This is a genomic window from Allomuricauda sp. F6463D, assembly GCF_023015965.1.
Taxonomy (GTDB): domain Bacteria; phylum Bacteroidota; class Bacteroidia; order Flavobacteriales; family Flavobacteriaceae; genus Flagellimonas.
Window position 1 is genome coordinate 873,939 of the sequence record NZ_JALKAN010000002.1, and the last position, 14,230, is coordinate 888,168.

Sequence of the window (14,230 nt, forward strand, 5' to 3'; positions counted from 1 at the left end):
TCTTAAATAAAACTCAAAAATGAACAACAGTACTATAGTGAAACTGTGTATTTTGCTTTTTGGCACAAGTGTGTCCTATGGGCAAGTTAGCACTGAGCAAGATTCCCTTTCAAGAAAACCAGTTCAATTGGACGAAGTTCTAGTTCAAGGGAAGAGAAATGTGGATCCGGTTTTTTCGACTTTTAGCAACGAACCGGAAAAGAAAATTATCCAATCTAAAAATGTGGCCGACCTGTTTGGAGATATCAATGGTTTTGCGCTGATCAAGCGTGGTAATTACGCCGTAGACCCTTCGTTCCGAGCTTCCCAATATGAGCAGTTGAACGTTCAGTTCAATGGAGGTACAAAGGTGATGCACGCGTGTCCCAACCGAATGGACCCCATAACTACACATGTAACACCAGAAGAGATAGAGCGGATAGAAGTGGTTAAAGGACCATATACTTTTAGGTACGGCCCCACCTTTGGTGGTATCGTAAACTTGGTGACACAAGAAGTCGAAAAACAAGAAAAGGGATACCATGGAAAGGTAAACTTTGGAGGCGAAAACAATGGAAACGCCATTACCAGCTTTGCCAATGTTAAATATGTAGGAGAAAAATTTGATACTAACCTCAATTTTGGATTCCGTGATTTTGGAAATTATGAAGATGGGGACGGAAATGAGGTGCCATCGTCCTTCAAAAGCACTGATTATGGCGTACAGGTTGGCTATAATCCAACAGAGAACCAAAGAATACAGGTTGGTTTTAGACAGTCTTTTGGAAGGGACGTTTTGCATGCCGGGTTGGCCATGGATACGGAAAAGGATGATAGCAACGTGCTTTCTGTGGATTATAAGCTAGATAATATTTCGGATGGCTTAAAAACATTGAGTGCAAAGGTTTACCGTTCCAAGGTGGACCATCTGATGACCAATGAACTGCGGCCCAGTTTTATGACGACCGAGGCTGTTTCGGAGGTAGATGCACTGACCATGGGAGGTAGGTTTGAACTTGAATGGAGACCTGTTGATGATTTGAAGCTATATACAGGGTTGGATGCACTTTCTGTGGGAAGAACAGGAGAAAGAACCCGTTTGGTGAAAAGGAACATGATGACCGGAGAAGAGCTTCCAATGCCCATGGAATTTGTGGATCAAGTATGGCAAGATTCCCAAATTGATGATTTTGGGTTGTTCGTAGAAGCAAAGTACCCACTTTCAGCAAAGTTTTTGCTAAATGTGGGAGCTAGGTACGATATGGTACGTTCCAAAACAGATGCCCCTTCAGATGATTTCGTGGCCGAATATCCCGATTTGGATACCCGTACAGAGAACAACATCAGTACAACAGCATCTGTTAAATATATGGCAACACCCGATCTTTTGTTCGAATTGGCTTTTGGTAGAGGGGTTCGTTCTGCTAATATGATCGAAAGGTTCATCAACCACTTTACAGTGGGTCAAGATTCATACGAATATGTTGGAAATCCCTTTTTGGATGCCGAGGTAAACAATCAGTTTGAGTTGGGCGTAAAAGCAAAAAATAATTTTGAGAATTACTTTTTCAATCGTTTGGATTACGGTGCGTCCATATATTATTCTATTTATGAAAACTACATTGTGGCTGTCATAGATCCATCATTGGACAAAAAGTATATGCCCACGACCGAACCTACCGAAGTAAAAAGATTCACTAATTTGGATGAGGCGTACAAGACGGGATTTGAGGTTTACGGTGAATTGGCCTTCTTGGGTGACTTCGCTTTTAAAACTGAACTATCCTATGTATATGCCAAAAACAAGGACTTGGACGAATCCCTTCCATTGACACCACCATTGGTGACTCGTTTCAATTTGAATTTTGAACGAGATAAAATCTGGGCCAAGGCTACCTACACCATTACATCCGAACAGTCGGAAATTGCACCTTCATTTGGAGAGCAAACAACAGTTGGCTATGGGGTCGTGGATTTAAGTTTTGGAGCAAAACCCTTTGAACACTTAACGGTTGGGGTTGCAGCATCCAATATTTTTGATGTCACCTACAACAACCATTTAAATTTTGCTTTCACGAACCAAGCAGATTATGGTAGGGTGCCCATCAATGATCCAGGAAGAAACCTGACTGCGTTTATACAATACAGTTTTTGATATCCCGCTATGATTGAAAACAAAAAAAGGCACCCATTTGGGGTGCCTTTTTAGTTAAACTGGGATTATTTTATTTGAAATCGGTAGGCTCCACACCTTCGTTAACCTTGATTTCCTTCACGATGAACTCAAAGTTTTGTGGCCCCATACTTTGTATCAATTTAAAGGGAAATTTAATTCCAGAAACTTCTTGGTAATCATCAAAAGTAAATGTGCTTGTTATTTGCTGTCCTTGAACCTCTTGTGTGTTGGTCTCTTGGACTTTTAGACCGGTTTCAACATCATAAAAAGCGGTTTTTCCATCACTAATTTTCAGCTTGTACGCTTTGGTGTCCCCTACAGGTTCAACGCCTTCCAAGGTAATATTTCCAGCAGATAAGTAGTTCAATTCTGGGAAAGCCGCAGACTCTTCTTTGATTTTTGCAATTTCTTCTGGGGAAAGGTCTTTGCGTTGGCCTTGTACAACCATGTAACCAGTATCGCCGTCCAACACCTGTTTTTGCATGGAGTTGCCCTGTACCTTTACGTCTTGCATAAATTGGTCTTGGGCAGTCTTCTTCATCTCAAGTTCCAGCTTCATGCCCTGCATTTCCGCTTCGGCTAACATGGAATAGGAATTCACGCCTTCCAATTTGGACTTACCACCAATGACTTCAATATACTTTTGTAATACCGTATTGGCATCTATACCTTCAGGTACCGCTGCGTTGTAATTTGGCTTTTCTGTTTTATTGGCATATTTATCGTAGTAAAGTACAGGAACATCCTTTTCTTTAAAAGTTACTTTTTCCAGATTTTCCAATACATCGCTCCCTTTTCCGGTAACGACCACTCTGGCATTGGAGGTGGAAAAATGTTTTTGTGCAGCTTGTTGCACATCTTCCTTGCTTATGGCATCCAATCGCTCTAAATAAGTTTCATAAAAATTCTTTGGAAGCTCTTCGGTTTCAATATTAAGAGCGTATTCGGCAACGGTTTCTGGTTTTTCGAGTGCCATTACAAAGTTACCGGCATATTTTGCCTTCGCGGTTGCCAGCTCCTCGTCGGATACGGGCTCAGAAATAATCTTATCTATTTCTTTCAATATTTCAACCACTGAACTATCGGTGACGGCATTTCGTACTTGTGCATAAGCGTTAAAGCGCATTGGGCTGTACTTATTGGCTCGTATTCCGGAATACGAGCCATAAGTGTATCCCTTGTCTTCCCTAAGGTTTTGGAACAATCTTGACTGCATTCCTCCACCCAAGATTCTATTGGCCAAGAGCGCATCCAAGTAATCCTCGTCCTTCATTGTTAAGCGGGTAATGTTTTCCACGGCCACTTCGGACTGTACGGCATTGGGTACATCAACAAAGTTGATTTGCGTGTACTGCACATCTTTTGGGTCTGAGTAGCTAAAAGATGGAGGCGCAGCTTTGGACCATGGTGTAAAGGCCTTGGTTACTAATTCTTTTACCGTATCAAAATCAACGTCACCGATCACAACCAGATAAGCATTGGCAGGAACAAAATAAGATCGGTAGAACTGTTCTACATCCAACAATGTTACATTGCTTACCGTTTCTTCGGTCATAAACTCACCGTATGGATGATTTTTACCATAGGCCAAAGCAGCTTGTACTCTGTTCGCGATGGCAGAAACATCTTTTTCTTCGGATTTGATTCCAGTAATGATTTTATCTTTTTCTTTTTCAAATTCTTCTTGTATGAAGTTTGGATTGAGTGCGGCATCGGCCATCAATTCCAAGATTCTTGGGAAATATTTGGACAAGGAGCTTGCAAAGGCACTTTGGTCTCCGATGTAAATATTGGCACCCAAGAAATCCACTTCCTCGTAGAATTCATCTTTGGGGATGTTTTTGGAGCCTTTTCCCAGCATGCTGCCGGTAAGGGCGGAAACACCAGCCTTGTCCCCTTCCATAATAGGTGGGTTGTCAATGGAAAGCTGAATGCGAACCCTCGGCAGTTTATGGTTTTCTACCACCAGAACTCTTAAACCGTTTTTGAGCTCAAAACGGGCCGGTTCCTTTAAATTGATTTTTGGTGCCGGGCCGGGCTCTGGTTGTGTACTCCTATCTATTTGTGCATATGTGGCCGTCATAAATAAAGACAGCGCAGCTAAAACTATATATTTTTTCATCTTAATTAGCGTCTTTTTGTTCTGGCAAATATTCTAATTCGACCCGTTGGTTCACCTTCAGGTATTTTTTTGCTACTTCCATAATTTCCTCACGGGTAATAGAACGGTAAATGTCTATTTCTGTATTGATGAGGTTGGTGTCGTCCTTCAGCATATAATTTTCAGCCAAAGAATTGGCAATGCCTTCAACACCGCTATTGGTATTAACAAATTGGTTTTCGAACTTGTTTTGGAGTTTTTGGTAATCTTTTTCCGAAATCAACTCCATTTGGAGTTTCAGGATTTCTTCATCTATCTCTTTTTTGATGTCCTGAATTGAATTTTCACCTACCGGAAGCCCTCCAACGATGTAAGAGCTGTAATCTTCTGCATCTATTGGAACCGATAGTATTTGTAATGCCATTTTTTTCTCGTCGACCAATTTTTTGTATAGCTTGGAACTTTCCCCACTGCTTAAATAGGTAGAGATCATATTGATGACATAAGAATCCCTTTGTCCTTGACCTGGTGTTCTATAAGCCAAAAGAATTGCAGGGATTTGAATGTTGGGATCATGATATTTGGCAAAAACTGTCTTTGTGATGGGTTTTTCTGCCGTATTTGGGCGTTGTATCTCGGCACCTCTTGGAATCGGTCCAAAATAGTCTTCGATCATCTTTTTGGTCTTGGCGGTTTCAAAATCACCTGCTACCACCAAAACGGCATTGTTGGGAACGTAATAGGTTTTGTTGAATTTTTTAAAATCGTCCAAAGTGGCACTGGACAAATGATCCAAAGAACCAATAACTCCCCAGCGATATGGGTGATCGGGATATAGATTTTTAAGGATTTGCTCAAAAAATGCACCGTAGGGAGCATTGTCCGTTCTTAATCTTCTTTCTTCTTGTACCACTTCTTTTTGGGTGTCCACGCCGACTTGACCAATGATGGGGTGCATCAATCGCTCAGACTCCAGCCAAAGTCCCACTTCCAGACTATTGGAAGGGAATACTTCGTAATAATACGTGCGGTCCAAAAAAGTGTTTGCGTTGGCTTTGCCACCGTTGGAGGAGACTATTTTGTCCCATTCACCTCGTTCAATGTTTTTGGTGCCTTCGAACAATAAATGTTCAAAAAAATGGGCAAAACCCGTTTTATCGGGATCTTCATCTTTTGACCCCACATGGTACATAACCGATGTGGTGACTACTGGGGCACTGTTGTCCTGGTGGAGTATAACGTGGAGACCATTATCCAGATCATACTCTTCAAAAACCACTTCCTGAGCAGAAAGTATAGTTATTGAAAATAGCATTGCGAATGCTGAAAACAAATGTTTTTTCATCGTAATAGTTAGTATTTAAAAAATTGATGTTACTAGGAGGTTGGTATCGATTTGCACATCGATGTTACGTTAAATATAGAATATTTTTTTAATGCTTAAAGAAAATTTTATAAGTCTTAAGCTTTTTAATGTGGGATAATTCACAAACATTCAGTAAATTAAACAATGAATCCAAAAAGTAGAAGTATGAAAAATTTAACTCTTCCAATTCGTTTTGGAATAGTAACCAGTGCCGTACTGATTGCGTATTTTTTGATTTTGGCAGTGATGGGGAAACACACCAATGTGTTTTACAGTCTTTTTAATGGAATTATCACAGGTTTTGGTATTTACGAGACCATTAAGTATACCAAAATAAGACAAGGAAAAGATTTTAGTTATGGAAAGGGGTTTACTGCTGGAATAACTACAGGGTTTGTGGCAACCTTGCTGTTTACTTTTTTCTTTGCATTTTATGCAACCGAGCTGGATAGTGATTTTTTAGATAAACTTTCCTCAGCTTGGTCCAAGGACTACAAAAATTTTCAGGGAATAGTCTTTTTTACAGTCGCCATTATGGGATTTGCAACAACCTTGGTTTTGACCCTCTCATTTATGCAACTGTTTAAAACAAGCAATAATTCAAAAAAAATTATAACCTAAATCAAAGAAGAATACTTGTAGATTAAGGATTTAGCAGTATATTTGCACCCGCTAATTTTGATAAAGCGAAGTATTTTTAATCTAATTAACGCATTATGTACGCAATTGTAGAGATGGCAGGGCAGCAGTTTAAAGTTGCAAAAGACCAAAAAGTGTACGTTCACCGTTTACAAGAGGAAGAAGGTAACAAAGTTACTTTTGATAAAGTTCTTCTTTTGGAAGATGGTGATAACGTAACAATTGGCGCCCCGGTCATAGAAGGTGCGGCCGTAGAGGCCAAAGTAGTAAAGCACCTAAAAGGAGATAAGGTAATCGTCTTTAAAAAGAAAAGACGTAAAGGGTACCGTAAGAAAAACGGTCACAGACAATATTTAACGGAAATCGTTGTTGAGAATATTGTTGCCAAAGGTGCCAAAAAAGCGGCTCCTGCTAAAGCTAAAGCTGAAGCAAAGCCTGCTGCTGAGCCAAAAAAGGCAGAGAAAAAAGCAGTAGCTCCTAAAAAAGAAGCTCCAAAGGCAGCAGAGGATTTGGGTTCCAAAACTGTTGCTGAATTGAAGGAAATGGCAAAAGCTAAAGAAATTACCGGTTACTCTTCAATGAAGAAAGCCGAGTTGATTGAAGCATTAAGCAAATAAGAAAGAACTAAAATTTATATATCATGGCTCACAAGAAAGGTGTAGGTAGTTCAAAAAACGGTAGAGAATCAGAATCGAAACGCTTAGGTGTAAAGATTTTTGGTGGTCAGGCAGCAATTGCAGGTAACATCATCGTTAGACAACGTGGTACCAAACACAATCCTGGCGAAAATGTATATGCAGGAAAAGATCATACCTTACATGCTAAGGTAGACGGTCTTGTTAAGTTTGAAAAGAAAGCAGGGGGCAGATCTTATGTTTCCATTGAACCTTTTGAAGCTTAATACGCAATTATAATATTCAGTGAAAAGACCCTGCATTTGCGGGGTCTTTTTTGTTTATATTAGTTTTTAATGGTTTAATAACCTAATGATGATATTGGGGTTAGAAAGGATGATTTTCTTTAAATCCTGCTTATTCCAATAGTAATTATGAAGAAGGTTATTAGATTTACAGTTCTTATTTTTTCCTTTTTTCTTTTTACTAAGGAGGCCCATGGGCAACAAACTATTGGGTTTTTAGATTCCAGAAAACCTCAAAAAGAGTATCAAACTCTAAAAAGTCAATTGGAGGCCGCTAAAAAGCATTCAATTAATCCCAAACAAATAGCACTAGCATATTTGCAAATAGGGGAATATTACCATGTTTTGGGTTTGTACACGGAAGCAATATCCCAATACAATTTTGCTCTGGACCATTTGAGTTTTGATTTACAAGACCCTCTATTTATTAACCTCAATAATAACATAGGTAATGTATACTTATCCTTAAATAATTTTGCACTTGCCGAAAAGTATTTTGAGGAAACCAAACAAGTATCCATTAAACTAAAAGATAATGAAGGGTTAGCCAGATCCTTAAGCTTATTGGGACATAGTCACGAAAAACAAGGAGAGTACGAAGAAGCGCTTCAGGATCAAACTAACAGTTTAGAATTATTTCAAAATCTTCGAGATGACCATGGAATTGCTTTGACAAACGAAAACATTGGAAGCATTTATGAGGATTTGGGTCGCTTTGAACTGGCATTCAAATACTTTGATAAGGCGTATGAATACCTTCAAGGCAGTGGTTCTTTATTAGAGATAAATGTGCTCAACAATTTAGGTGATATTTACAGAAAAACCGGAGATTATGAGTCAGCTTTAGAAAGGACGTATATGGCTCTGGAACTGGCCAGTGACCTCAATGATGGGCACCAATTGGAAAGTGCTTACACAGACCTTTCCAAAACCTATGCGCTCATGGGCAATTTTAAAAAAGCCCACGAACATTTGCTCAAAGCTGAACAATATAGCAGTGATATGCTCAAGGCCCAAAACTATGATCAGTTAAATGTGCTACAAACCATATATGAGACCAATAAAAAAGAAGCAGAAATACAACTGTTAAAAGAACAGAACAAGGTAATTGCTGCCAATCAAAATTTGATGTGGGTAGCGCTTTTTGCGATAGGAGTCATCTTTACCATCCTATATTATTATATGGGAAGAAAGAGGAAAGCGAAGCTAAAACTACAGGAATATAAACAGCGTATGTTAAAGGCAGAACTAGATAAAAAAGCAATTGAGGAGAAAAACCTACAACACGAAGTACAACTCAAAGCAGCATCTTTATCCAGGTACAGTTTGCATTTATCGCAAAAGAACAAAATCTTATTGGACATGTCCAATACACTTCGGAACATGGTTTCTCGCAAACACATGAACACATCCGAAAAAATAAAGGAGTTGGTCAAAGAAATAGATTTTAATCTTAAGCAGGAACAGGAATGGGAGGAGTTTATGACCTTTTTTAAAGAAATCCACCCCGAATTCATCAAAAAATTGTCGGCCTTGTCCAAAAATAATCTTTCGCCAGCAGAACTTAGGTTGGGTATGTTGTTGCGGTTAAACCTATCATCAAAAGAAATAGCATCAATTCTTAGGGTAACACCAGATAGTGTTCGTGTGGCACGCTACAGGCTCAGAAAAAAATTACCAATTAATCAAAATGAGGAATTGGTAAACTATATGATCGATCTTTAATTCATTTTTCACACGTTTTTATAGCGAAGGTTATCACCATGTAAAAAAATTGTAATTGTTGCCCTCTTGTTTCTGTTGATTTTCAGTTTTGTTTTCTATTTGTTTCCTTTTAGTTCAAATTATAATAAGCTGATTAACATAGTTTTGGGAAGCAATCTAACAAGAACCAAAATGAAATTGATGAACCTTAAAAAACTAATTTTTGTAACGCTATTTCTGGTGTTCGGAACTGTATTGGGCCAAGCACAATCAGGAAATATTCAGGGAACAATTACCGATGAAAATGGTATATATGTTCCTGGGGCCAATGTCTATATTGAATCCTTGGTTAAAGGAGCTATTTCAAATTTTGACGGTAGGTTTACTTTGGTGGGTATCCCCGAAGGGTCCTATACATTAAGAGTGTCCTATATGGGCTATTCCGATGTTGAACAAGACGTGGCTGTATCAAACGGGCAAACAGTTGGAGCGAGTATTGTGCTTACTTCTTCTAATTTGGAATTGGACGAGGTGCAGGTGAGTGCATATGGGCTTAGTGGACAATCCAAAGCTTTGAACACCCAAAAGAACAATATGAACATTACCAATGTGGTGTCCACCGACCAAATTGGTAAATTCCCAGATGCGAATATTGGCGATGCCGTTAAACGTATTCCAGGTATCACCATGCAGGTAGATCAAGGAGAGGCGCGTAATATTATTGTTCGTGGTCTTTCTCCACAATTAAACTCGGTTACCTTGAACGGGAGTAGAATTCCTTCCGCAGAATCCGATAACAGAAATATTCAGATGGATCTTATTCCTTCCGATATGATCCAGACCATTGAAGTAAACAAGGCTGTAACTCCCGATATGGATGCGGATGCCTTGGGTGGTTCCGTGAATTTGGTGACTAGAACGGCACCTCAAGGTTTCAGACTATCTGCTACTGCGGGTTCTGGTATTAACTTAATTACTGACAAACCAATTTGGAATGGTTCCATTTTAGTAGGTGACCGTACCAACGATGGCAAATTCGGATATATGTTCTCAACAACGATAAACGACAACGATTTTGGCTCTGATAATATAGAAGCTGAATGGAGCGATGAGTTCGAGTACAACACAGGAGTGGAAGACGAAGAAGGAGAAGCAATACTTGAAGAAATAGATGTTGATCCATATACCAATGTAACAGAACAACGGACATACTTGGTCCAAAGGGTGCGGAGAAGCTTCTCGGCCAATTTTGATTATCAAATCAACTCGGCCAACAATATTTACCTAAAAACCATGTACAACTGGAGGGACGACCGAGAAAACAGATTTGCTTTTGCACAAGAAATTTTAGATGGAGAAGATATTGAGGAAGGTGATTTTTCAATAAGCAACGGCGTGCCGACCCGTTTTCCAATTGAAGCGGTTCGCGAATCCAAAGGTGGTATTGCTGGAGGACGAAACAAAAATCGAAGGTTGGAAGACCAACGTATGCAAAACTACACCTTGGGAGGCACCCATCTTTTGGGTAGTCTAAAAATTGATTGGATGGGAGCTTATGCAAAAGCATCTGAAGAACGATTGAATGAACGGTATGCGGCCTATGTTACTGAATATATTGTGAACAACGATAACAGCAACCCAAAATATCCAATAATGACTGCTGCTGATCCAAGTGACTTTAGCAATTTAAATAGTTTTGAGTTTGATGAAATAACTAACGAAAACCAATATACGGAGGAAGAAGACATCAACTTTTTTGCAAATTTCGAATTGCCTGCCAATATTTTTGGTCAAGGTGAGGGTAGCATAAAATTTGGTGCAAGAGGGCGTTTCAAAACCAAATTGAGAGAGAACGACTTCTTCGAGTATGATTTAGAAGATCTGTATCCTACATTAGGTTCGGTTCCCGTAAAAAGTTACACCAATCCAGATTTTTTGGCTGGAGAAAAATACCAAGCGGGGACCTTTGCCAGCGAAGAATGGTTGGGAACACTCGATTTGAACAGTACCAATGGCGAAGCGTTGCCAGATGAATATTTGCCAGGTAATTTTGAAGTAAAGGAAAATGTTTTGGCAGCCTATGCCATGTTCAATCAAAAGCTTTCTGATAAGTTGAGCGTATTGGCTGGACTTAGAGTAGAAAACACTCAACTTGAAACGGATGGAAACAGAGTTGTCTATATAGAAGAAGATGAAGACGCTGGAATTGACGAAGGGATAGAAGTAGAAGCTGTTTCCGATGAAAATTCCTATACCAACCTATTGCCAGGCATCCATTTTAAGTACGACTTGGATAATAATACGGTACTTCGGTTGGCTTGGACAAATACCTTGGCCCGTCCCAATTATGAAGACCTGATTCCAAGGGCAGAAATCGTCAATGAAGATAAAGAGGTTGTTGTAGGAAATCCAGAGTTAGACCCTACAACATCAATGAACTTTGATTTGAATGCAGAACATTATTTTGAGAGTGTAGGAATTGTATCTGGAGGAGTTTTTTATAAAAAAATAGATGATTTTATCTACACTTTTATTACCGAATCCGAGGATGATTCTTATGGTTCTGGAACTACTGGCTATGATGTGTTCCAGCCATTGAACGGAGATTCCGCTTCTATTTTTGGAGCAGAAGTGTCTTTCCAAAGACAATTGGATTTCTTGCCAGGATTTGCTAAAAACTTTAGCATCTATTTAAACTATACTTATCTGTCATCAAGTGCAGATGGTATCCGTAATGAGGATGGTGATGAACGTACTGACTTGGATTTGCCGAACACTGCTCCGAATATGTTCAATGGTTCCTTGGGTTATGCCGATAAGAGATTCAACGCAAGATTGTCCGCTAACTTTTCCGATTCCTATATTGATGAAATTGGCGGGAATGCTTTCGAAGATAGATACTACGACACACAGTTCTTCTTGGATTTTAACGCCAGTTACGCCATTAACAGTAATTTGAGGCTGTACGCGGATGTGAATAACATCACCAATCAGCCGTTGCGTTATTTTCAAAGCGTGAAGGAAAGAACGCAACAGGCCGAATATTACAACATTCGATTCACCTTCGGTATAAAGTACGATTTGTTCAAAAAGTAATATTTAATCAAATGTAGTATCGAGAGCAGACAAGAAACATTGGTTTTTAACCTAAACACCTTTCTTGGCTTTGCTCGAACGAACATTTTTAAAAAAAATTAAATACGATTATGATGATTAAAAAATATATTCCAATGCTAATCTTGTTGGTCATGGTTTCCTGCAAACAAAGAAGCAAACTACCAGCCATTGCACCAGATGTTATTACAGAAAAAACACCAAATGACACCGATGACCCTGCGATTTGGATCCATCCGGATGATGCATCAAAAAGTATAGTGTTTGGAACCGATAAAGACACCAATGGAGGTGTTTATGCCTTTGATCTTGATGGCAAAATCATACAGGAAAAATCCATTAAAAACATCCAAAGACCCAATAATGTGGATTTGGAATATGGTTTTCAGCTGAACGATTCTATTACTGTTGATGTGATTGCATTCACTGAACGGGAAAAACAACAGATCAGATTGTTTTCCGTACCCGATATGAAGCCACTGGATGGTGGTGGATTCCCTGTTTTCGAAGATGAAACCGATGTAGAGCAACGTTTAGCTATGGGAATCAGTTTGTACAAGTCTCCTAAAGATTCATCTGTTTATGCCATTGTGGGCAGAAAAATGGGGCCAAGCGGAACTTATTTGTATCAATATAAATTTGAATCTGATTGCACAGGAGTCTCGGCCAATTTGGTTCGCAAATTTGGAAGTTTTACGGGAGGTAAAGAAATTGAGGCCATAGCCGTGGATAACGAAATGGGATACGTTTATTATTCTGACGAAGGGGAATGCATAAAAAAATACTACGCAGAACCGAGCATGGGGAACAAGGAACTTGCTTGTTTTGGTGGAGAATTGTTTTTGGATGATATAGAAGGTATAGCTATTGCCCGATACTCGAATGACGAGGGATACATTATCGTATCTGACCAACAACGGGGACAATTCAATATTTTTTCCAGGAAGAACAATAACTTTATAAAAGCCGTAAACCTGTCAACCTTGGAAACTGATGGATGTGAAGTGGTCACTGTTCCATTGAGCGATACCTTTCCAAATGGTCTTTTCGTTGCAATGAACGATGAAAAGAACTTTTATTTTTACGATTTGAAAAAGGCTTTGGAATTGGAATAAAGTTTAGAATGTTAGTTTACGTTTTCTGGCAGTAATTTCCCAAGTGTTTATTTTTTTACCATTCTTGATTACGGAAACTTCATCATGTAGATTTATTGTGGGACAAATGTGGTAAGGGATGCTATATAGGACATCACCGATTTTATATTTGTCCCAATTTTTTACCCTGATCACACCGTGCTCCTCACTTTGTGAAAGCAATTCATAATCTTCCAAGTTTAAGAATTTTACCCGTTTGTCAATCGGATTTTCCGCTGCCACGGATTTATGTCCTAAATCCACAGTAATAATTCCATTTGTTGGTTTAGAGATGATACGAGTAATCAAAAGAGCGGCATGTTTAAAGTTTTGTTCCGATAATTTTTCATCATATCCCCAATCCCAAAGTACACAGGTACCGGGGCTTGTGATTCTCTTTTCTTGTAACAGGTGTGTTGTGAACGAGGGTGTTCCTCCACATATCAATTCAGCTGCGGGATAGTCGATTCTAAGAGCTTCAAAATAAATTTCCACATCTTTCATGCCTTTTTCTATTTTTTCTTTTCTTTCAACAAAATCTACATCCCTTAGATGGCCATCATAAGAATGCAATCCTTTAAAAATTAAAAAATCGCATATTTTGAAATACACAATTAAATCGTCCAACCCTGGACCGATTTCAATCCCCGAACGATTCATTCCGTTGTTTATATCAATATAAATATTGACAGTAAGTTTTTTTTCTTTTGCTTTTTGGTTTAAAAGCTCCGCGCTGTCCACATTATCCACAATTGTTGAAAAAGTAGTGTTTGGAAAGTGTCCTATCAAGCTAAGAAAGCGATCAATTTTAGGTCCGACAAGTTGATGGGCAATCAATACCGAATTGGCACCGGCTTCAGCGGCAATTTCAGCTTCGGAAATAGTGGAGGCCTTAAAATTCGAGATCCCTGATGACAACAAAAGCTCCATAACCTTGGGCATTTTGTTTGTTTTGATATGCGGCATCAATCTTTCGGTTTTTCCATTAACAAGAGAAACCATCTCATTTATATTATACTTGACGTGTTCTACATACAGTGCTATTGAAGGGGAATCCACTGCCTCTATATTGTGTACGGAGTACCAATTATTTTCCATG

At 39.1% G+C, this 14,230-nt stretch carries 10 protein-coding genes; 7 read left to right on the plus strand and 3 right to left on the minus strand.

Features of this window, described 5'->3' with window-relative positions; translation table 11 throughout:
- The first annotated feature begins 19 nt into the window (after positions 1–19).
- Positions 20–2,134, plus strand: coding sequence for a TonB-dependent receptor domain-containing protein (locus MWU56_RS12375; RefSeq protein WP_247044827.1), 2,115 nt, complete (start codon positions 20–22; stop codon positions 2,132–2,134).
- Positions 2,135–2,204: 70 nt separating this feature from the next.
- On the opposite strand, the gene MWU56_RS12380 is transcribed toward MWU56_RS12375, so the two are convergent.
- A complete protein-coding gene (locus tag MWU56_RS12380; protein WP_247044828.1) occupies positions 2,205–4,277 on the minus strand; it encodes a M16 family metallopeptidase in 2,073 nt (690 codons plus the stop codon).
- A gap of 1 nt (position 4,278) precedes the next feature.
- Entirely contained in the window at positions 4,279–5,601 is a 1,323-nt protein-coding gene (locus MWU56_RS12385) for a M16 family metallopeptidase (RefSeq protein ID WP_247044830.1), read from the minus strand.
- 186 nt (positions 5,602–5,787) lie between these two features.
- Here MWU56_RS12385 and MWU56_RS12390 point away from each other — a divergent pair, with 186 nt between their 5' ends.
- From MWU56_RS12390 to MWU56_RS12415, 6 genes are all read left to right on the plus strand, one after another.
- Positions 5,788–6,243: a DUF4199 family protein gene (locus MWU56_RS12390; RefSeq protein WP_247044831.1), complete on the plus strand. Its 456-nt coding sequence runs from the start codon at positions 5,788–5,790 to the stop codon at positions 6,241–6,243.
- 95 nt (positions 6,244–6,338) lie between these two features.
- A complete protein-coding gene (gene rplU, locus MWU56_RS12395; protein WP_247044832.1) occupies positions 6,339–6,878 on the plus strand; it encodes a 50S ribosomal protein L21 in 540 nt (179 codons plus the stop codon).
- A gap of 23 nt (positions 6,879–6,901) precedes the next feature.
- Positions 6,902–7,162 carry a 50S ribosomal protein L27 gene (rpmA, locus tag MWU56_RS12400; protein ID WP_247044833.1) on the plus strand — a complete coding sequence of 87 codons (261 nt, stop codon included), beginning with the start codon at positions 6,902–6,904 and terminating at the stop codon, positions 7,160–7,162.
- Between the two features lie 147 nt (positions 7,163–7,309).
- Positions 7,310–8,905, plus strand: a complete 1,596-nt coding sequence (locus tag MWU56_RS12405) for a tetratricopeptide repeat protein (RefSeq protein WP_247044834.1) — start codon at positions 7,310–7,312, stop codon at positions 8,903–8,905.
- Positions 8,906–9,076: 171 nt separating this feature from the next.
- Positions 9,077–11,980, plus strand: coding sequence for a TonB-dependent receptor (locus MWU56_RS12410; protein ID WP_247044835.1), 2,904 nt, complete (start codon positions 9,077–9,079; stop codon positions 11,978–11,980).
- Positions 11,981–12,090: 110 nt separating this feature from the next.
- Entirely contained in the window at positions 12,091–13,113 is a 1,023-nt protein-coding gene (locus MWU56_RS12415) for a phytase (RefSeq protein ID WP_247044836.1), read from the plus strand.
- 3 nt (positions 13,114–13,116) lie between these two features.
- On the opposite strand, the gene MWU56_RS12420 is transcribed toward MWU56_RS12415, so the two are convergent.
- Entirely contained in the window at positions 13,117–14,229 is a 1,113-nt protein-coding gene (locus MWU56_RS12420) for a D-TA family PLP-dependent enzyme (protein WP_247044837.1), read from the minus strand.
- Position 14,230 lies beyond the last annotated feature (1 nt).